The organism is Bordetella genomosp. 7, assembly GCF_002261265.1.
GTDB lineage: Bacteria > Pseudomonadota > Gammaproteobacteria > Burkholderiales > Burkholderiaceae_B > Bordetella_A.
On sequence record NZ_NEVK01000004.1, the window covers coordinates 185,717 to 203,890 of the forward strand.

The 18,174-nt window shown below is 66.1% G+C and carries 19 protein-coding genes; 5 read left to right on the forward strand and 14 right to left on the reverse strand.

Annotated features, from left to right (window positions below; translation table 11 throughout):
- Positions 1-5: 5 nt before the first annotated feature.
- The 10 genes from asd to CAL19_RS08095 form a co-directional block, all read right to left on the reverse strand.
- Positions 6-869, reverse strand: a complete 864-nt coding sequence (gene asd, locus CAL19_RS08050) for an archaetidylserine decarboxylase (protein ID WP_026641348.1) — start codon at positions 867-869, stop codon at positions 6-8.
- A gap of 79 nt (positions 870-948) precedes the next feature.
- Complete coding sequence (locus tag CAL19_RS08055; RefSeq protein WP_094796500.1) at positions 949-1,419, reverse strand: hypothetical protein; 471 nt, start codon at positions 1,417-1,419, stop codon at positions 949-951.
- A 762-nt stretch (positions 1,420-2,181) separates the two neighbouring features.
- On the reverse strand, positions 2,182-3,681 hold the full coding sequence (locus tag CAL19_RS08060) for an aldehyde dehydrogenase (RefSeq protein WP_094796501.1): 1,500 nt from the start codon (positions 3,679-3,681) through the stop codon (positions 2,182-2,184).
- 25 nt (positions 3,682-3,706) lie between these two features.
- The gene (locus tag CAL19_RS08065; RefSeq protein ID WP_094796502.1) at positions 3,707-4,951 is read right to left on the reverse strand and encodes a Zn-dependent hydrolase; all 1,245 of its coding nucleotides are present in this window, start codon (positions 4,949-4,951) and stop codon (positions 3,707-3,709) included.
- Between the two features lie 13 nt (positions 4,952-4,964).
- Complete coding sequence (locus CAL19_RS08070; RefSeq protein ID WP_094796503.1) at positions 4,965-6,680, reverse strand: thiamine pyrophosphate-binding protein; 1,716 nt, start codon at positions 6,678-6,680, stop codon at positions 4,965-4,967.
- A gap of 10 nt (positions 6,681-6,690) precedes the next feature.
- Complete coding sequence (locus CAL19_RS08075) at positions 6,691-7,599, reverse strand: HpcH/HpaI aldolase/citrate lyase family protein (RefSeq protein ID WP_026641353.1); 909 nt, start codon at positions 7,597-7,599, stop codon at positions 6,691-6,693.
- The gene (locus CAL19_RS08080; RefSeq protein WP_026641354.1) at positions 7,596-8,879 is read right to left on the reverse strand and encodes a TRAP transporter large permease; all 1,284 of its coding nucleotides are present in this window, start codon (positions 8,877-8,879) and stop codon (positions 7,596-7,598) included. Before CAL19_RS08080 ends, CAL19_RS08075 begins: the two co-directional genes overlap by 4 nt.
- A gap of 1 nt (position 8,880) precedes the next feature.
- Positions 8,881-9,363: a TRAP transporter small permease gene (locus CAL19_RS08085; protein ID WP_026641355.1), complete on the reverse strand. Its 483-nt coding sequence runs from the start codon at positions 9,361-9,363 to the stop codon at positions 8,881-8,883.
- Positions 9,363-10,343, reverse strand: coding sequence for a DctP family TRAP transporter solute-binding subunit (locus tag CAL19_RS08090; RefSeq protein WP_026641356.1), 981 nt, complete (start codon positions 10,341-10,343; stop codon positions 9,363-9,365). Before CAL19_RS08090 ends, CAL19_RS08085 begins: the two co-directional genes overlap by 1 nt.
- A 55-nt stretch (positions 10,344-10,398) precedes the next feature.
- Positions 10,399-11,127, reverse strand: coding sequence for a FadR/GntR family transcriptional regulator (locus CAL19_RS08095; RefSeq protein WP_026641357.1), 729 nt, complete (start codon positions 11,125-11,127; stop codon positions 10,399-10,401).
- 172 nt (positions 11,128-11,299) lie between these two features.
- Between CAL19_RS08095 and CAL19_RS08100 the strand changes: the two genes are divergently transcribed.
- Complete coding sequence (locus CAL19_RS08100; RefSeq protein WP_026641358.1) at positions 11,300-12,157, forward strand: SDR family oxidoreductase; 858 nt, start codon at positions 11,300-11,302, stop codon at positions 12,155-12,157.
- A 53-nt stretch (positions 12,158-12,210) separates the two neighbouring features.
- Here the strand turns inward: CAL19_RS08100 and CAL19_RS08105 are convergent, their stop codons facing one another.
- A complete protein-coding gene (locus CAL19_RS08105; protein WP_026641359.1) occupies positions 12,211-12,528 on the reverse strand; it encodes a BON domain-containing protein in 318 nt (105 codons plus the stop codon).
- 208 nt (positions 12,529-12,736) lie between these two features.
- On the opposite strand from CAL19_RS08105, the gene CAL19_RS08110 reads away from it, so the two are divergent.
- On the forward strand, positions 12,737-13,108 hold the full coding sequence (locus tag CAL19_RS08110; protein WP_094796504.1) for a hypothetical protein: 372 nt from the start codon (positions 12,737-12,739) through the stop codon (positions 13,106-13,108).
- 166 nt (positions 13,109-13,274) lie between these two features.
- On the opposite strand, the gene CAL19_RS08115 is transcribed toward CAL19_RS08110, so the two are convergent.
- On the reverse strand, positions 13,275-14,699 hold the full coding sequence (locus CAL19_RS08115) for an RNA polymerase factor sigma-54 (RefSeq protein WP_094796505.1): 1,425 nt from the start codon (positions 14,697-14,699) through the stop codon (positions 13,275-13,277).
- Positions 14,700-14,955: 256 nt separating this feature from the next.
- Between CAL19_RS08115 and CAL19_RS08120 the strand changes: the two genes are divergently transcribed.
- Complete coding sequence (locus tag CAL19_RS08120; protein WP_026641361.1) at positions 14,956-16,221, forward strand: glycosyltransferase; 1,266 nt, start codon at positions 14,956-14,958, stop codon at positions 16,219-16,221.
- A 63-nt stretch (positions 16,222-16,284) separates the two neighbouring features.
- Here CAL19_RS08120 and CAL19_RS08125 read toward each other — a convergent pair whose 3' ends face one another.
- Together CAL19_RS08125 and CAL19_RS08130 are read right to left on the reverse strand one after the other, a co-directional pair.
- Positions 16,285-16,779 (reverse strand): DUF421 domain-containing protein, encoded by a 495-nt coding sequence (locus tag CAL19_RS08125; protein ID WP_094796506.1) that lies wholly within the window; start codon positions 16,777-16,779, stop codon positions 16,285-16,287.
- 55 nt (positions 16,780-16,834) lie between these two features.
- A complete protein-coding gene (locus CAL19_RS08130) occupies positions 16,835-17,119 on the reverse strand; it encodes a hypothetical protein (RefSeq protein ID WP_038852704.1) in 285 nt (94 codons plus the stop codon).
- Between the two features lie 130 nt (positions 17,120-17,249).
- Between CAL19_RS08130 and CAL19_RS19590 the strand changes: the two genes are divergently transcribed.
- Both CAL19_RS19590 and CAL19_RS08135 read left to right on the forward strand, forming a co-directional pair.
- A complete protein-coding gene (locus CAL19_RS19590; RefSeq protein ID WP_026641363.1) occupies positions 17,250-17,468 on the forward strand; it encodes a hypothetical protein in 219 nt (72 codons plus the stop codon).
- A 133-nt stretch (positions 17,469-17,601) separates the two neighbouring features.
- Positions 17,602-18,174: a DUF4142 domain-containing protein gene (locus CAL19_RS08135; RefSeq protein ID WP_026641364.1), complete on the forward strand. Its 573-nt coding sequence runs from the start codon at positions 17,602-17,604 to the stop codon at positions 18,172-18,174.

Consider the following 18,174-nt stretch of genomic DNA (forward strand, 5'->3'; position numbering starts at 1 on the left):
AGCGCTCAGGCCGGCATGGCCATGAGTTCGCCCATGCGCACGGGCCCGCGCACCGACGGCGTGTCGGTCCAGCGGACGCGGTTGGGGCCGAACAGCACGATGACGGTGGAGCCCAGCTTGAACAACCCCATTTCCGCGCCTTTTTCCAGGTGGATGGGCGCCCGGGACGCGGCGTCGTAGCGCCAGTGGCGGATGCGCCGCTTGTACGGCGTGATCAGCCCGCCCCATACCGTTTCGATGGACGCCACGATCATGGCGCCCACCAGCACCATGGCCATGGGGCCGTATTCGGTGTCGAACAGGCAGGCGACCCGCTCGTTGCGGGCGAAGAGTTCGGGCACATGGGACGCCGTCAGCGGATTGACCGAGAACAGGCGGCCGGGCACGTGCACCATTTCGCGCAGGGTGCCGGCGCAAGGCATGTGCACCCGGTGATAGTCGCGCGGCGAAAGATAGATGGTGGCGAAATCGCCGCCGATGAAAGGCGTCGCGCGCTCGGGCTCGCCGCCCAGCAGGTTGGTCAGACTGTACGAGTGCCCCTTGGCCTGGAAAATGCGGCCGTGCTCAATGGGGCCGAGCTGGCTGATGGCGCCGTCGACCGGGCAGATTACGCCGCCCGGTTCGGCATCCAAGGGGCGGGCGCCGGGCCTGAGCTTGCGGGTGAAGAACTGGTTGAAAGTTTCGTAGGCCAACGGATCCTGCAGCTGGGCTTCGCTCATGTCTACGCCGTATCGGCGCACGAAGCGCGAGATCATCCAGTTCTTGACGGCGGGCGTGCGGCAATCTGCGGCATGGCCCATCAGGCGCGACACCAGGTGATGGGGCGCCAGATATTGGCTGGCAAGAAAAAGCTGGTCTTTGAAAAGCATGGAATCCGTTTGAAAGTACTGCCAAGGAGGGGGCTAGGAATGTTACTTGGTATAGCCACCTGGCGCCAGTTCGCCAGCTTCAGGCGCGCGGCAGAGGCGCTATCGCGATGCCGTCGGGGATGTGCAGCACGCGTTCCCGCTGTATCTGGCGCGAGGCAAAGCCGGTATGGCGGCTTGCGGCGTTGCGAAGCAGCACCGACAGCACGGAGCCCTTGTCCTGGATCCATCGCGTCTTGCCTTGCAGCAGCCGCATGGCGGCTTCGGGGGGGCCCAGGCGGAAGCTGGTGCCGTTGATGACGATGGTGTGCTTGCCGTCGAAATGCGACGCCGGCTGGTCGATGATGGCCGCGGCGTCAAGGTTGTTCGTGCCGTGGTCGACGCGATACAGGAAGGTGATCTGGTTATAAGGATCGCAGACGGCGACGAGCTTTTCGGAGCCCGACACGTCCGAAATCATGCCGAGCAGCGGCGACTCGACCAGGAAACTGCCGCGCTGTTCTTCGGTGTAGACCAGGATAGTGGGTGGGACTTCGGCAGCAGATTCGGACATGGCGGGCAAGGCAGGGACGCTAATCCGAGATTCTAGCCTACATGCAAACTTTTGTTACGGTTGGTGGGAGGGAATGGATTCGTTCATTCGGGGGGGGTCAGACACCTTTGGGTGTCAGACACCTGGCGCGGGGACGCGGTGGTATGGGCTGCGGTTGCGTTCATTTGGGGGGTGTCTGACACCCTTGGGTGTCAGACACCTGGCGCGGGTGTGCGGTGGTATGGGCTGCGGTTGCGTTCATTCGGGGGGTGTCTGACACCGTTGGGTGTCAGACACCTGGCGCGGGTGCGCGGTGGTATGGGCTGCGGTTGCGTTCATCCGGGAGGTGTCTGACACCGTTGGGTGTCAGACACCTGGCGCGGGTGTGCGGTGGTATGGGCTGCGGTTGCGTTCATTTGGGGGGTGTCTGACACCTTTGGGTGTCAGACACCTGGCGCGGGTGTGCGGTGGTATGGGCTGCGGTTGCGTTCATTCGGGGGGTGTCTGACACCTTTGGGTGTCAGACACCTGGCGCGGGGACGCGGTGGTATGGGCTGCGGTTGCGTTCATTTGGGGGGAGTCTGACACCTTTGGGTGTCAGACACCTGGCGCGGGTGTGCGGTGGCATGGGGTTGCGGTTGCGTTCATTCGGGGGGTGTCTGACACCTTTGGGTGTCAGACACCTGGCGCGGGGACGCGGTGGCATGGGGTTGCGGTTGCGTTCATTCGGGGGGTGTCTGACACCTTTGGGTGTCAGACACCTGGCGATCTGGCGCCGCGGTGTCAGGCCAGGCTGATCCAGGTGGTTTTCAGGTCGCTGTATTTGTCCAGGGCGTGCAGGGATTTGTCGCGGCCGAAGCCCGACTGCTTGACGCCGCCGAACGGCACGGTGATGTCGCCCTCGGCATAGCAGTTGACCCAGACCAGGCCCGCGCGCAGGCGGCGCGACAGACGATGGGCGCGGCTGAGGTTGGCCGTCCAGAGGCCGGCGCCCAGACCGTAGATCGAGTCGTTGGCCAATGCGATGGCTTCGTCTTCGGTGGTAAAGCGCTGGGCGGCGAGCACCGGACCGAAAATTTCTTCGCGCATCAGCGAGTTGTCGGGGCTGGTGCAGTCAAAGATGGTGGGTTCGATGTAGTAGCCGCCGCTGTCGCCCAGCACCCGGTTGCCGCCCACGCGCAGTGAAACTCCGCCTTCACGCTGTCCGGCGTCGATGCGCGCCAGCACCGACTGCATCTGGCGCTCGTCGACCATGGCGCCGATTACGCTGGCCGGGTCCAGAGGGTCGCCCGGCTGCATGGCGCGGGCATGCGCCGTGACGCGTTCCAGGAACTCATCGTATATGCTCGCCTGCACATACAGGCGCGAACCGGCGATGCAGACTTCGCCCTGGTTCACAAAAATGCCCGCCGCCGCGGCCAGCGCCGCCCGGTCCAGGTCGGGGCAGTCGTCGAACACGATGTGGGGCGACTTGCCGCCGCATTCCAGCCAGACGCGCTTCAGGTTGGATTGGCCGGCATATTGCATGAAGCGCTTGCCGGTAGCCGTGGACCCTGTAAAGGCCACGCAATCGACGTCGGGATGCAGGCCCAGCGCCTGGCCGGCCTGCGCGCCGAAGCCGGGCACTACGTTGAACACGCCCGGCGGGATGCCGGCCTGCGCGGCCAGGTCCGCCAGCATGATCGCGCTGAGCGACGACTGCTCGGCAGGCTTCAGGATCACGCTGTTGCCGGCCGCCAGGGCCGGCGCGACCTTCCAGGCCGCCATCAGCAGCGGGTAGTTCCAGGGAACGACCGCCGCCACGACGCCCAATGGCTCACGCGTGACGGTGGCCAGCGACTCGCCGCCGGTGGGGGCGATTTCGTCGTATATCTTGTCGACGGCTTCACCGAACCAGGCGTAGCAGTGCGCCGTTTCCGGCAGATCGAAGGCGAGCGCGTCGCGTATCGGCTTGCCCATATCCAGCGTCTCGACCAGCGCCAGCGTTTCGGTGTGTTCGGTAATGAGCGCGGCCAGGCGCTGCAGCCGGGTCTTGCGTTCGCGCGGGGGCAGGTCGCGCCACACGCCCGACTCGAAGGCGTGCCGCGCCGCTCGTACGGCGCGGTCGACATCGGCCTCTCCACAAGCGGCCACGTCGGCCAGCTTGCGGCCATCGATGGGACTGTGCGCGGCGAAGGTGGCGCCGTCCAGCGCATCGACGTAAGCGCCGTCGATATAGGCCTGGCCGCGCAGGGTCAGGGTGGCGGCCTTGGCGCGCCAGTATTCAAGATCGTGCAAAGTCATGGGAAGTCTCCTGTCGGGTCGCGCTTCAGCTTGCGATGCCGGCGCGCTTGAGCATGGCGTCGAGCAGCACGTTGCAACCGGCTTCCAGGTGGTCGGGGCGCGCGTCTTCGATTTCGTTGTGGCTGATGCCATCTTTGCACGGCACGAAGATCATTGCCGTGGGGGCCACGGCCGCCATGTACACCGCATCGTGGCCCGCACCCGTGACGATGTCCATGCGGGGCAGGTTGCGGGCGGCCGCGCCGTCGCGGATTTTGCCCACCAGATCCGGGTCGAAGGGCGTGGGCGGGAAGTACTGCACATCTTTCACTTCGACGGTAACGCCGTGGCGGGTGGCGATATCCTGGGCGGCCTGCTTCCACGTTTCGTGCATGCGGGTGAGCGTGGCTTCGTCTTCGTGACGCAGGTCTACCGTCATGCGCACCTGACCGGGAATCACGTTGCGCGAGCCGGGGTGTGCGTGGATCTCGCCCACCGTGCCACGGCCATGCGGCTGGTTGGCGTTGGCGATGTCGATCACTGCCTGCACCAGGTAGCTGGCTGCCAGCAGCGCATCTTTGCGTATGGCCATGGGCGTCGGGCCTGCGTGCATTTCCATGCCCGTGACCACGACGTCGTACCAGCGCAGGCCCAGCGATCCGGTGACCACGCCGATCACCTTGTCTTCGTGTTCAAGAATGGGGCCTTGTTCGATGTGCGCCTCGAAGTAGGCATCCACGGGGCGGCCGCCCACGGGATCGGCGCCCGCATAGCCGATGGCCTGCAGCTCGTCGCGCACGGATTTGCCGTCCGCATCGCGCGCGTTCAGCGCGGTCTCGAGCGGAAACTTACCCGCGAACACGCCGGAGCCCATCATCACCGGCACGAACCGAGAGCCTTCCTCGTTGGTCCAGATGGCAAGTTCCAATGGCGCCTCGGTCTGCACGCCGGCATCGTTGAGGGTACGCATGACCTCAAGGCCGGCCAGCACACCGTAACAGCCGTCGAATTTTCCGCCCGTGGGCTGGGTGTCGATATGGCTGCCGGTCATCACGGCAGGCAGGGTGTCGTTGCGGCCGGCGCGGCGCGCGAAGATATTGCCCACTTGATCCACGCGGACGGTCAGGCCGGCATCTTTCATCCAGCCGACCACCAGGTCGCGCCCCTGGCCGTCGAGCGCGGTCAGTGCCAACCGGCAATTGCCGCCCTTGGGCGTGGCGCCGATTTTTGCAAGGTCCATCAGCGACTGCCAGAGCCGCTTGCCGTCAATGGATATGGTCGGAGTCGTCATCGTGAAGGTCCTTTCAGGAAAAGGCGGGCGTAGCCCGAGATGCCAGCGCGTCGGCCCGGATGGCGGCCAGAGATTGGCCCGGGGCGATGCCGTCGGGGTCGTAGCGGAGTTCGAGCAGGGCGGGCAGGTTCTCCCGTTCGGCAAACGCGCGGGCGCGGGCAAACGCGGGCCCGAAATCGGCAGTGCGCTCTACGGCTTCGCCGTAGCCGCCATAGCCCTTGATAATTTGCGTGAAGTCCGGGTTGTCGAAGCCCAGCGCGATGTCGCGGCCGGGAAAATCGCGTTCCTGGTGGGCGCGGATCGTGCCCCACATGCCGTTATTGAACACCAGAACGATGATGCCCAGCCGGTATTGCATGGCTACTCCCAGTTCCTGCATATTCATCTGGAAGCAGCCGTCGCCTGCATAGCACACCACCGTCTGCGCCGGGTTTTCCAGCTTGGCGGCGATTGCAGCGGGCAGGCCGTACCCCATGGCCCCGACCGTGGGCGCCAGGCTGGAGCCAGGGCCCGTGAACTGACGGTATCGATGCGGGTACAGCGCATAGTTGCCCGCGCCGACGGTGATGCAGGCATCGGCGGGAAGCTGCGCGTTGACGTGGGCGGCGGCCTCGTCCAGGCTGAGCTCGCCCGGCGCGGGCAGCGGCGCGAGGCTGGCAAGGTACTCGGCGTGCGCGCTGCGCACGGCATCGGCGCGGCTGGCGGCGTGGCCGGGGTTCAGGCCGTCGAGCGCGGCGGCGAACGCCGTCACGCTGCTGGCGATGCCCAGTGTCGGCGCGAATACCCGGCCCAGTTCGCCGGGATCGGGGTACACATGCACCAGTTTCTGGCGCGGCAGCGGGCTTTCGATGAGTGTGTAGCCTTCGGTAGTGGCCTCGCCCAGGCGCGTGCCCACGGCCAGCAGCAGGTCGGCGTCCAGGACACGCTTGCGCAGCTCCGGCGTCATGGCCCAGCCCACCTGGCCGGCCGCATTGGCATGGCGCTGGTCATAGCATTCCAGGCGACGCCAGGCCGTGCCCACCGGCAGTTCGAAGCGTTGGGCGAACGCGGCCACCTGTGCGATGGCGTCACCCGTCCAGCCGCTGCCGCCCACCAGGAGAAACGGGCGCTGCGCCTGGTCCAGCAGTCCAACCATGCGCTCCAGGTCGTCGGCGCCCGGGTGGAGCGGGGTACGTGCGTAGCGCGGCAGGTCGGGCACGCAGGCCTGGCCCCACAGGACATCTTCGGGCAGCGCCAGCACCACCGGGCCGGGCCGCCCGCTGGTGGCCACCCTGAAGGCGCGCGATACATATTCGGGAATGCGGTCGGTGCGGTCGATCTGCGCGACCCACTTGGCCATCTGCCCGAACATGCGGCGGTAGTCGATTTCCTGGAAAGCTTCGCGTTCGTAGAAGTCGTTGCCCACCTGGCCAACAAACAGGATCATCGGCGTCGAATCCTGAAACGCCGTGTGCACCCCGATGCTGGCGTTGGTGGCGCCAGGTCCGCGCGTCACGAAGCAGATGCCGGGCTCGCCGGTGAGCTTGCCATGGGCTTCGGCCATATAGGCCGCGCCGCTCTCTTGCCGGCATACCACAGGCTGGATCGCGCCGGCATGCTCGTTCAGGGCGTCAATGCACGGCAAGTAGCTTTCGCCAGCCACCATGAATACGCGATGCACGCCATGCGCGCGCAACTGCTGCATGAGAATCTGGCCGCCATTGCGCGAAGGCTGGATTGCGGGGGTCATACAAAGTCTCCTAGGACGCCGGATGCGTCACGGCATGCCATTCTTCGAATTCGGCATGGCGCGCCAGCAGGCGGCGCGCCGTGTTGTAGTCGGGCGGATCGATGGGTGCGCCGGCATCCGGCTCGCCGCGCTTCTGCGCCTCGTACGCCAGCACAAGGGCCCGGGCCGACCGGACTTCCGCGGCATTGGGCGTGAAGGCGGCATGTATGGCCGGCACTTGCTCGGCAAACACCGCGCACTTGGACTTCAGCCCGATGCGGCGGGCCCAGCGCAGATCGTCTGCCAGGGCCCGGGGGTCGCGGTAGTTGAAAGGGCAATCGATGGGCACGCAACCGGCGGCCGCGCAGTCGACCAGGAAGCGGCTGCGCAGCGCGTGCAGCTCGATGCCATCCGGGCCGCGTTCGGCGCCGAGATCGGCGGTGAGATCTTCGGCGGCCAGCAGGCAAGCCGACACGCGGTCGCTGGCGCCCAGGATCTCGATCGCACGGCTGACGCCCCGGGCCGATTCCAGCGTGGGCACGATTTCGGTGCGGCCGGCGGCCAGGCCGAACTCGGCTTCGCAGGCCGCAATGGCCTCGTCCAGCGCGCGGATCTGCTCGGCATTTTCGGCATGCGGCAGCAATATGGCGTCGGGCGCGCCAGGCATGATGCCGCGCAGGTCGGCCAGCCCGTCGCCGGCCAGGGTGTTGATACGCACCGCGGCCACCGTGCCGCGCGCGCGGCACAGTTTGAACAGCGCCACGATGCGCTGGCGCGCGGCGGGCCGGTCGGCAGGCGCGGTGAACTCTTCCAGGTCGGCCACCAGCACGTCGGCGCCGCTTTCCAGCCCGCGCCGCTGGGCAGCCTCGTCCAGGCCGGGCACGAACATCCAGCTGCGGCGCAGCCGGGCAGGGCGCAAGGGGAGAAGTTCAGGTTTCATTGGACGTGCCTGGGCAAGTACAGGACAAGTTCGGGAACAAACGTAAGCAGCAGCATCACGGCGGTCATGGCCAGCATCATCCAGGTAAGCGGCCGCAGGGTCTGCATCATGTTGATGCCGCCGATCTTGCATGCAGCCATCAGGTCGACGCCCACGGGCGGCGTGTTGGCGCCGATGGCCATGTTGATGGACAGCAGAATGCCGAAGTGAACCGGGTCGATGTTGTAGTGGGCGAGCACCGGCATGACCACGGGGGCCACGATGATGATGACCGGAATGGCTTCCATGAATGTGCCCAGCAGCAACAGCACCACCGTCAGGATCAGCAGCACGGCGGTCTTGCTGTCGGTGAAGTGGACCAGCATCTGCGACAGTGCCTGGGGCACCTGTTCGGCCACCAGGATCCAGGCGAACAGCCCGGACGCGCCGATGAGCAGAAGGATGGCCGCGCTGCCTTCGCCGGTGGACTTCAGGCTTTCCCAGACCGTGCGCAGGGTAAGGCTGCGGTACCAGAAGAAGCCCACGAGCAAGGCGTACACAATGGCGCTGGAAGCGGCTTCGGTGGCTGTGAAGACACCCATGCGGATGCCGCCGACGATCAGCACCGGAACCATCAGTGCAGGCAGGGCGCCGGCCAGCGCCGAGCGCAGTTCGGCCCAGCTGAACGGATCGCCGCCGGCCCAGTTGTATTTGCGGGCCTGCCAGATGGCCACCACGATCAGGGATATCCCCAGCAAAATGCCAGGAATAATGCCCGCCAGGAACAGTTTGCCTACCGATGTGTCGGTAATGGTGCCGTACACAATGAGCACGATACTGGGCGGAATGATGGTCGAGGCGGCGCCCGCGCTGCCGACCAGCGCGCAACTGAAACCCTTGTCGTAGCCGCTTCGAGCCATGGCGGGCAGCAGCAGGCTGCCAATGGCGATGACGTCTGCCACGCCCGAGCCCGACAAGGCGCCGAACATCATGCACGCCAGCACCGCCACCACGGCCAGGCCGCCGCGGATATCGCCGACGATCGCCGCGCACAGGCGCACGATGCGTTGCGTCAGGCCGGCGCCGTTCATCAGCTGCGCGGCCAGGATGAAAAGAGGGATCGCCAGCAGCGTGAAACTGTCGAGCCCCGCCACATATTGCTGCGCAGCCAGCATCATCGGGGCGGTGTCGTACACGGCAAGATAGGCCAGGCACGACAACACCAGCCCGAAGGCGATGGGCATGTCGATCAGCACCGTGACGGTGAATACGCCCATGAGAAAGAGGGCACCCATTGACATCTTATTGGTCCTTCGAGGCGGCGTCGCGGGCCGCGAGTAATTGGGACACGTGCACCAGCACCGCGGCCGCGCACGCCACGGGCAAGGCCATATAAACCATGCCGGCCGACACGTTCAGCGCGGGCAGAGTCTGGTCTATGGTGAGCTGGGCGAGCTGCCAGCCGGCATAGCCGAGCACGCCCAGGCCGATGATGATCAGCAGCTGGTTCAGGCGCTCGACGAAATCGAGCGTGCGGCGGTTGCGCACAAAGAAGGGCAGCAATCCGGCCAGCAGGTGGGTTCGTTCATGGCTGCAGGTGACGCCGCCGATAAACGCGGCCCACACCAGCACCAGGCGAGGCAGCTCTTCGGCCCAGTGCGGCGTTTCGTGCGTGACGAAACGCTGGAATACGACATACGTGATAAGTGCGGCCAGCACGGCCACCGCCACAGCGGCGATGGCCTTGCTGACCCACGACAGCAGGTCGGCAAGGCGCAGCAGCATTATTGACCTTCGCGGTACTTCTGCAGCACCGACATCAGGTCGGCGCCGTAGATGGGTTCATAGGTTTTCCAGACCGGCGCCACGGCGGCGATGAACGGCGCCTTGTCGACCTCGTTGACCTGCATTCCCTTTTCTTTCAGGCGCGCCACATACTCGGCGTCGCTTTCGGTGATCATCTTGCGTTGTTCGTCGCGCCACTTGTCGGCGGCCGCCTGTACGACCTTCTGGTCTTCGGGCGAAATGCGGTTCCAGGTGTGCTTGGCCACGATCAGGCTGGCCGGACCCCATACGTGGCCGGTCAGCGACAAGTACTTCTGCACTTCGAAGAATGACGAGGTGTAGATGATCGACAAGGGGTTTTCCTGCGCGTCGAACACCTTCTGCTGCAGGGCGGAATACAACTCGCCGAAGGCCAGCGGCGCGGGATTGGCGCCCAGGGCGGTGAAGGTATCCAGGCGCATCTTGTCGGGCGTGACGCGCGTCTTCAGGCCGTCGAGGTCGGCCGGCGTGTTGATCGGGCCGCGATTGTTGGTCAGGTGGCGAAAGCCGTTTTCCCACCAGGACAGGATCACCAGGTTCTTGGCCGCTGCCAGTTTGGCCAGCGCCTCCCCCAGCTCGCCGTCATAGGCCGCGTAGGCTTGCCGGGCGTCCTTCCAGGTGTAGGGCAGCTCGACGATGCCGAACTTCGGCTCCACCGGCTGCAGCGAACCCGAGCCGATGATGGCCGCGCCCTGGCTGCCGATCTGCAGGCCTTCGATCATGGTCTTTTCGTTGCCCAGCTGGCCGCTGGGGTAGAGCACGAAGTTGACGCGGCCGTCGGTCTTTTCCTTGACGTCGGCGGCGAACCCTTCGGCCGCTTTGTGCCAGCTATGGCTGGGCGCCAGCACGTGGCCCAGCTTGATGTCCAGAGCCTGGGCGGGAGCGGCGAGGGCGATGCCGGCGGTAGCCAGCAGGGTGGTGAGAGTACGGGTCAGCTGCATGGTTTTCACCTTGGGATGTTGTTGTCTAGGGGCCTTTCGGGCGGGATGGCGACAGCTAGCGCAGGCCGCCGCTGCCGAAATCTTCTCGCAGGCGTGCCAGGATGCCGACCAGGTGATCGTGCATGGCGTGGCGCGCCCGTATGGGGTCGCGATCGACAATGGCGGACAGGATGCGTTCGTGTTCCTGGTGCGCCGCCTGCCAGACCTGGGTGGTGACGAAGTGTTCTTCCAGGCGGCTGAATACCGGGCTGGCGGTGCTCAGCTGCCAGATGTGCGAAATGGCGGAAGCCAGCGCGGCATTGCCGCAGGCCTCGGCAATCGCGCCATGGAAAGCGCGATCGTGCGTGCCGGGGGAGTCGGCCAGCGACATGGCGCGATGAGCCGCCTGGATCGCCGCGATCTGCTCGGCAGAACCGCGCTGGGCGGCGAGCGACACGCATTCGGGCTCTAGCAGGAGCCGGGTTTCAAGCAGGTCGAAGGGCCCGATATCGCTGGGCTCGGTCGCCACGGGCCCGGCAGCCGTCGCCGGGCCATACTTGCCGTCTTCGCGCGGCGCAAGGACGAACACGCCGGTGCCTACGCGCACTTCGACATATCCCTCGATTTCCAGGGCAATGAGGGCTTCGCGGATGGAAGAGCGGCTGACCTGCAGCTGCTCGGCCAGATCCCGTTCGGCCGGCAGGCGCGAGCCGGCGGGGAAATCGCCGGCGCGTATGCGGCTGGCGATCTGGTCGGCGATCATGCGATAGAGCCGCGTCACCGCGACGGCGTGGAACGTGCTCATGGGCCTGGATGCCTGGTGGCCTAGTGGTCAGGCCACTGACTTTACACAAGCGCTGCCGTCTTTCCCACTGGGGAAAACCATAGCCCCCGGCATGCGTCTTGCGCCGGCCACGGTGCCGCGCGTCCGCGCGGCGCCAACCGCATCCGGAGATCTGTGTATGTCAGCGAATCAAATTCCCCAGGCAAGCGACGATGGCAAGCCCCGCCAGCAGTCTCAGCCGGGGCGGCAGGACCGCATGTCCCCCCGCCCGGATGGCGAAGAACGCGATTATCTGCCCGCGGGCAAGCTGCGAGGCCGCTGCGCGGTGATAACGGGCGGCGACAGCGGCATCGGGCGGGCGGTGGCGATCGCGTACGCCAAAGAGGGCGCCGATGTGCTTGTTACGTATCTGCAAGAGCATGACGATGCGCGCGAAACCGAGAGGCTCGTGACGCAAGCGGGCGCCCGTTGCCTGTTGGCGGCAGGCGACCTGGGCGACGAGGCGCATCTGGCGAAGGTGGTGGCCATGGCCCGTGAAGCGTTCGGCAGGGTGGACGTGCTGGTCAACAACGCCGCAGAGCAACACGTCATGGAGACGTTCGAGAACATCAGCCGCGAACAGCTGGAGCGCACCTTCCGCACCAACTTCTTTGCCCTGTTCCGCCTGACGCAGGAAATATTGCCCTTGATGCAGCAAGGCGGCGCGATCGTGAACACGACGTCGGTGACCGCGTACCATGGCAATCCGAAGCTGATCGACTATTCGGCGACCAAGGGCGCGATCGTGGCCTTTACGCGTTCACTGTCCACCGCGCTGGCCGAGCGGGGAATACGGGTGAACGCGGTCGCGCCGGGCCCTATCTGGACGCCGTTGATTCCTTCGACTTTCCCCGAGGACAGCCTGGAATCGTTCGGCAAGAACACACCCATGGGCCGGCCGGGCCAGCCCGATGAGGTCGCGCCGTGCTTTGTGTTTCTGGCCAGCGATGACGCCAGCTATATGTCGGGGCAGGTGCTGCATCCGAACGGCGGGCAGATTGTCAACGGGTGACCCGCGAACGATGGCGTGCGACGCGCAGGCGCGCGCCATCGTTCGCATGCGACTTACTTGCCGCGGATCTGGATGTCGTTGCGCACTTCCTTGACGCCATCCACGCCGCGCGCCGCCTGTACCGCCTGCGATGCGGCGTCTTTGCTAGGCACAAAGCCGCTCAACTGCACGACGCCGTTATAGGTTTCCACTTGCACGTCTGCGGCGGACACGCCCTCGGTCTGGACGAGGGCTGCCTTGACGCGCGCCGTCGTCGCCGTGTCGTCGGTGTATTGGCCCGCGCTGCGATGTCCGTCGTGCGCGGCGCAGGCGGCCAGCGTAGCGGCCAGCGCAGCCGCGCCCAGGGCTTTGAGAAGGCGGGTGTTCTTCATGACTACTCCTTATTGGTTTACGGGCACAAGCGCCCGCGCCGGTGGCCGCAAATCGCGTGCCCGCTGGCGTGTGCGGGATTTACCTGTCTATGTAACGCTGGCGGGCTGCAGGATGGGCCGATACGGGCCGGCCCCGGCGCTGCGCCGGCCATGCGCGGGCATGGAGGTTGCGATAACGAAGACTCTGACCACTGTTTAGGAGACTCACATGAAGCGTGAACTACTTTCCCTGACCGCGGCTGTGGCGATGATGGGCGCGATGGCGTCAGGCGCTTATGCGCAGTCGACCCCGGATACGGGCACGCCGTCGAGCACTTCGCCCTCGACCACGCCCAACGACAGTACGGCCGTGCCGCCCAATACGCCGGTGCCTCCCGGACAGGTTCCCCCCGCTGGAGAAACCAATCCGGCGCACCGTGACCAGGGCTCGATGAGCACGCATGGCAGCACGTCGACGGCTCCGGGTCATCAAGGAGCGCCGGGCAGCGCGACGGGTATGCCCACCACGCAGGACCAGGTGCCCAACCGCAATGAGCCGGGCACGACGGATCCGAAGATGCCCAACACGGGCGGGAAGTGATAACGCGGATCCCGGGGCGGCAGCGCCCCGGGGTCATGCCGCAACCACCGCGCGCAAAGAAAAGCGGCGCTGCCTGCACCCCCAGGCAGCGCCGTCTGTATTGATGCGCGGCCGGCCAGGCGCGGCCGGCGAGGCGCGGCCGGCCGGGTGCGGCCGGCCAGGTGCGTCAGTACTGCCGACGCATTTCAGCCGGCGGTCGCTTCAACTGGGCGCGGTATTTGGATACGGTGCGGCGCGCCACGACAATGCCGTCGGCTGCCAGCCTGCTGGCCAGCGCCACGTCCGACAGCGGCATGCGAGGATCTTCGTTGTCGATCAGATCGGCGATCAGCGCGCGCACCGCGCCCGCCGAGCAAGAGCCGCCGGTGTCGGTAGCCAGCTCGCGCGAGAAAAAATACTTGAATTCCAGAATGCCCATCGGGGTCGCCATGTACTTGTTGGCCGTCGCCCGCGACACCGTGGATTCATGGATATCGAGTTCGGCCGACACTTCGCGCAGCATCAGTGGGCGCAGCGCCACCGGCCCGTATTCGAAGAACATGTGCTGCAAGCGGACAATGGCTTCGGCCACACGCTGTATCGTGCTGTAGCGTTGTTCGACGTTGCGCACCAGCCAGCGTGCTTCCTGCAGTTCCTGCGCCATGGGCCCGCGATCGCGATAGCGCGTGGTCCGGAACAGGTCGGCATACGCGCGATGCAGCCGAGGCTGCGGAACGGCGCCGCGGTTGCAATGCACCTTCCACTGGCCATTTTCCTTGCGGACAATGACGTCCGGAACAATGTAGGCGGGCGGCGCCTGGTCATAGCGCCGGCCCGGGCGCGGATCGAGCGAACGTATGATGTCGCAGGCCTGCCTCAGTTCCGACTCGCTGGAACCGACCGCGCGCTGCAGCGCTTCATAGTCGTGACGGGCCAGCACGTTCAGGTGTTCATCGACAATACGGCGCGCCAGGGCAACGCCCGCGCGCTGCTCGTCCATGGCCTGCAGTTGCAGGGTCAGGCATTCTTTCAGGTCGCGCGCACCGAGCCCCGGCACATCCAGTTGCTGCACCAGGCGCAACGCGGCGCGCCACTCGCTTTCATCGGGCGGCGTGCCAAAGATGGAATTGTCGGCCAGTTCATCCAGCGGCTGGCGCAGGTAGCCGTCTTCGTCCAGCGCCTGCACGATGTACTGCGCCAACAGGCGGTCACGCGGCGAAAGGCGGTAGGTGCGCAGTTCCTGGTCCAGGCGCTCCTGCAACGAGATGGACGCGCCCACCCACTGGCCCATGTCCATGGGCGCGCCGTCGTGGGTATGGCGCGATGCGGGGTAGTCGCCAGAGTACTCGACGGGGCCGTTCTCGCTGGCAATGATTGATGGCGCGATAGCCTGGGCCGGTTCCACCGGCGTGTTCGTGCCGTCGGCTTCATCGCCCGCCATATATGCGGGAAGGTTTTCTTCGTCTTCTTCCAGGAACGGGTTTTCGACCAGCGCTTGCCGCACTTCCTGATTGAACTCCAGGGCTGACATCTGCAGCAGCTTGACCGACTGTTGCAGGCGGGGCGTCAGTGCGGTTTGTTGGCGCAAGCGCAACTCTGTAGCGTGAATCAACGTTGTCTCCTTTTTACGGCGATATCCAACAGAACACTCGTAAGCATGCAAGATCCATGCCAGTTCGTCGGCCCCAGCGGGGCGTCCGCAAGAGGGATGCCCGGCGCGTCCGTTTCTTACGGCGCCGTGTAAGAAGTGCCGGAGCCGGCGTGCGCCGCCGTACGTCTGCCCGGACCGCAGAGACGGCATAGTGCTTGCGACTCTGGCGGGCAGCGCCTGGCAGTGACGGCGTCCAGTCCCGTATGGAGAATCCTTTATGAAGAAGATCGCGATTGTCAGCGAACATGCCTCGCCCCTGGCGCGAGCCGGCAGTGTCGACAGCGGTGGGCAGAACATTTATGTCGCCCAGACGGCCAGGCAGTTCGCGGCGGCGGGACATGAGGTAGATATTTTCACGCGCCGAGATGACCCCATGCTGGCCCAAGTGGTGGCCTGGCAGCCGCGCATCCGTGTGATACACGTGCCGGCGGGCCCCGCGCGGTATGTGCCCAAAGAAGACTTGCTGCCGTATATGGACGACTTCGCAGCTTTTCTGTCGCGGCACGTCGCCCAGCAGTCACGTCCCTACGATGTGATTCACGCAAACTTCTTCATGTCGGCGTATGCCAGCCTGGAGGTGGCGCGGCGCTTCGGCACGCCGCTGGTGGTGACGTTTCATGCGCTGGGTCGCGTGCGGCGACTGCATCAGCGCGAAGCCGACCGTTTTCCCGACAGCCGCTTCGATATCGAAAGCACGGTGGTGCGCGAGGCGGGCCTCATCATCGCCGAATGCCCGCAGGACAGGCGCGACCTGCTGGATCTCTACGACGCGGATCCGGGCCGCATCCGCGTCGTGCCCTGCGGCTATGATCCGGGCGAAATGGCGCCCGTCGATGCGAACGTGGCGCGCCGGCGCCTGGGCTGGCAGGAAGGGGACTTCCGCGTGCTGCAGCTGGGCCGGATGGTGCAGCGCAAAGGCGTGGACAACGTGATCGAAGCCCTGGGAGTGCTGCGCGACCGTTACGGCAGGGCAGCGCGTCTTTGCGTGGTGGGCGGCGATGAACGCGATGGCCCCGAGCTGGCGCGGTTGCGCCAGGTGGCAGAGCAGGCCGGCGTCACGGCGTGCGTGGATTTCGTCGGCCGCAAAGACCGCGATGAGTTGAAGTGGTATTACAGCGCGAGCGATGTCTTCGTGACCACGCCGTGGTACGAGCCATTCGGGATCACGCCCGTGGAGGCCATGGCTTGCGGGCGGCCGGTGGTGGGGTCGGACACGGGCGGCATACGCAGCACGATCAAGGACGGCAAGACTGGCTTTCTGGTGCCCGCCCGCGATCCGCAGGCGCTTGCCGCGCGATTGGCCCAACTGGCAAGCGACGCGACATTGCGCCAGAAGATGGGATGGGCGGGGGCACGGCGCGCGCGCCGCCTGTTCACGTGGCAGCAGGTGGGCAAGGACTTGCTGGCTGTGTATGACGAGCTGGCCGTGCGCACGCGAGCGCCAGCCCGGCGTTATACGCGGCCGCAGGAGCTGGCGGCCTGACGCAGGGGGTAGGGGGAAGTGCGGGCCGCGGCGAGCGGCCGCGCCGCACTGGCGAGCCGCAGGTCAGGGCGCGCCCGGCCGCTTCAGCACGCTGATATTGCCGTCGGGCTCGATATAGGCGCGACTGACGTCGGCCAGGCCGTGGCAGCCCTGTTGCCTCAATTCGCTCAACAATTCGTCGGGTGTGATGTATTCGCGCCGCATATTGCGACGCAGCATCCGGCCATCGCGTACCAGGCATATCTGCTTGGGTTCCAGCATCCTGTCCAGCCAGGGCAGAAAATAGGTCAGGCGGTCGATCAGAGCCACCCATCCGACGATTACCGCCACCAGGATCGCGCCATCGGTGATGGACTGGTACTGCCCCGCCATGCCGTTCTGCGCGGCGTCGGCAATCAGCACCAGCACCAGCATGTCGGCCACGCCCATCGATCCGATATCGCGCCGCCCCGCTATGCGCAGGAGAATCAGTATGAACCAGTACATTGCCGATCCGCGCACGAAGAGCTCCAGCGGCGGCACCGTCAGACGAAACAGTTCCGGCCAATTCACATCCATGGCCCAGCTCCATTAGTTACCAGTGCAGTGGGGGCCGCCTGACAGCGGCCTGGCTTCAGTCCGGCTGGCCGCCGTTGCGGGCCGGATCGGGGCGCGTGCGCGCGAGTCCGGCTTCTTCTTCGTCCACGATGCGGTCCGTCTCGATGTCGGCGCCGCTGTCCTCATCCAGGGTGGGCTCCACGCTTTCGCGCTCGCCCGTGCCCTGGGAGTCGGTGTCGTGGTCGCCGCCCGGGCCGGGCAGGTCGCTGCCCGAATCCGACGAATCGCTGGGGCCCAGGCCTGGCGGACGAGGCACTGCGCGAAAGGGAAACGGCGAGACCGGAAGCATTGCTTGTGACATGGTTCAGCTCCTTGGCGTAGGGGCGCGCCCGCGGCGCCCGCCGGGCTTATCGCAAACGCCGTGCCCGGCGCGGGCGCGGGTATGCCGCTTGCGGAAGACGCATTGCTGTCGACGTCAATGAGGAGCCGTTATGAATGCCACTGGCCAGAAACCTACCCAGCCCGATGAGTCCGACAAACAAGCGGATCGCGAGCCCCGGCGCGACGCCGAGCGCACGCTCAACGATCGTCCGGCCGACCCGAACCGCGCCGGCGCCAAGGTGCGGATTCCACCCGGGGTGGAGCCGGATGACTTGTGGGACCCGGGCAACCAGACGCCGGGCGCGCCGCCGGTGGACAATCGCTCGTAGCTGTCCGGACACCCGCCGCCCATCGCCCCGCCTGCGGGCCGCGGGAAGGGGGCAGCTGCATCGCCCCCCGCAGGCACGCGGGTTGCTATCCCTGAGTCGCCCGCGCTGGCGGGCCACATTGGGGGAGACTGACATGGATCCGTGGAAGATGGCCGGCATCGCCGCCGTGGCTGCGGCGGCTGTTATTGTGGGTATACAGGCATACGCGTCCTCTGCCGCGCTGGACCAGCAAGATCGCCTGTTCATGGAAGCCGCCACGCGGGCGGGGCTGTTCGAGTTGCGCTCCGGCGAGCTGGCGCTGCAGCGCGCCACGCGCAGCGAGGTCCGGGAGTACGCGCGGGCCGTCAGAGCCGATCACGCGCATGCGCGGGCCAGCCTGCTCGCGCTGGCGGCCGACAAATCGCGCTCGGTGCCCACTGCCGTGGGGGCCGAGCAGCATGCCGTGCTGGGAGAATTGCAGAAGGCCGCGCCCGGCGAGTTCGATGAACTTTATCTGACCAAAGTCGCCCTGGAAGGGCAGGCGGCCGTGCTGCGACTGTACAAGCGCACCGTGCGCAACAGCAAAGATCCGCAAATCCAGGCGTACGCGGCAAGCGTGGTGCCCATGCTGCAGAGCCACCTGGAGAAGGCTCGGGAACTGCAGGCCATGCAGTATTGGCAGGCCGACTCGCCGATGCTGGCCGCCGTGGAAAGCGGCCAGCTGTGA

What these genes read in the sequence shown, in the direction of transcription:
- asd (WP_026641348.1), bottom strand. Translation starts at nt 869, where the DNA reads ATGCTTTTCAAAGACCAGCTTTTTCTTGCCAGCCAATATCTGGCGCCC.
- CAL19_RS08055 (WP_094796500.1), bottom strand. Translation starts at nt 1,419, where the DNA reads ATGTCCGAATCTGCTGCCGAAGTCCCACCCACTATCCTGGTCTACACC.
- CAL19_RS08060 (WP_094796501.1), bottom strand. Translation starts at nt 3,681, where the DNA reads ATGACTTTGCACGATCTTGAATACTGGCGCGCCAAGGCCGCCACCCTG.
- CAL19_RS08065 (WP_094796502.1), bottom strand. Translation starts at nt 4,951, where the DNA reads ATGACGACTCCGACCATATCCATTGACGGCAAGCGGCTCTGGCAGTCG.
- CAL19_RS08070 (WP_094796503.1), bottom strand. Translation starts at nt 6,680, where the DNA reads ATGACCCCCGCAATCCAGCCTTCGCGCAATGGCGGCCAGATTCTCATG.
- CAL19_RS08075 (WP_026641353.1), bottom strand. Translation starts at nt 7,599, where the DNA reads ATGAAACCTGAACTTCTCCCCTTGCGCCCTGCCCGGCTGCGCCGCAGC.
- CAL19_RS08080 (WP_026641354.1), bottom strand. Translation starts at nt 8,879, where the DNA reads ATGTCAATGGGTGCCCTCTTTCTCATGGGCGTATTCACCGTCACGGTG.
- CAL19_RS08085 (WP_026641355.1), bottom strand. Translation starts at nt 9,363, where the DNA reads ATGCTGCTGCGCCTTGCCGACCTGCTGTCGTGGGTCAGCAAGGCCATC.
- CAL19_RS08090 (WP_026641356.1), bottom strand. Translation starts at nt 10,343, where the DNA reads ATGCAGCTGACCCGTACTCTCACCACCCTGCTGGCTACCGCCGGCATC.
- CAL19_RS08095 (WP_026641357.1), bottom strand. Translation starts at nt 11,127, where the DNA reads ATGAGCACGTTCCACGCCGTCGCGGTGACGCGGCTCTATCGCATGATC.
- CAL19_RS08105 (WP_026641359.1), bottom strand. Translation starts at nt 12,528, where the DNA reads ATGAAGAACACCCGCCTTCTCAAAGCCCTGGGCGCGGCTGCGCTGGCC.
- CAL19_RS08110 (WP_094796504.1), top strand. Translation starts at nt 12,737, where the DNA reads ATGAAGCGTGAACTACTTTCCCTGACCGCGGCTGTGGCGATGATGGGC.
- CAL19_RS08120 (WP_026641361.1), top strand. Translation starts at nt 14,956, where the DNA reads ATGAAGAAGATCGCGATTGTCAGCGAACATGCCTCGCCCCTGGCGCGA.
- CAL19_RS08125 (WP_094796506.1), bottom strand. Translation starts at nt 16,779, where the DNA reads ATGGATGTGAATTGGCCGGAACTGTTTCGTCTGACGGTGCCGCCGCTG.
- CAL19_RS08130 (WP_038852704.1), bottom strand. Translation starts at nt 17,119, where the DNA reads ATGTCACAAGCAATGCTTCCGGTCTCGCCGTTTCCCTTTCGCGCAGTG.
- CAL19_RS19590 (WP_026641363.1), top strand. Translation starts at nt 17,250, where the DNA reads ATGAATGCCACTGGCCAGAAACCTACCCAGCCCGATGAGTCCGACAAA.
- CAL19_RS08135 (WP_026641364.1), top strand. Translation starts at nt 17,602, where the DNA reads ATGGATCCGTGGAAGATGGCCGGCATCGCCGCCGTGGCTGCGGCGGCT.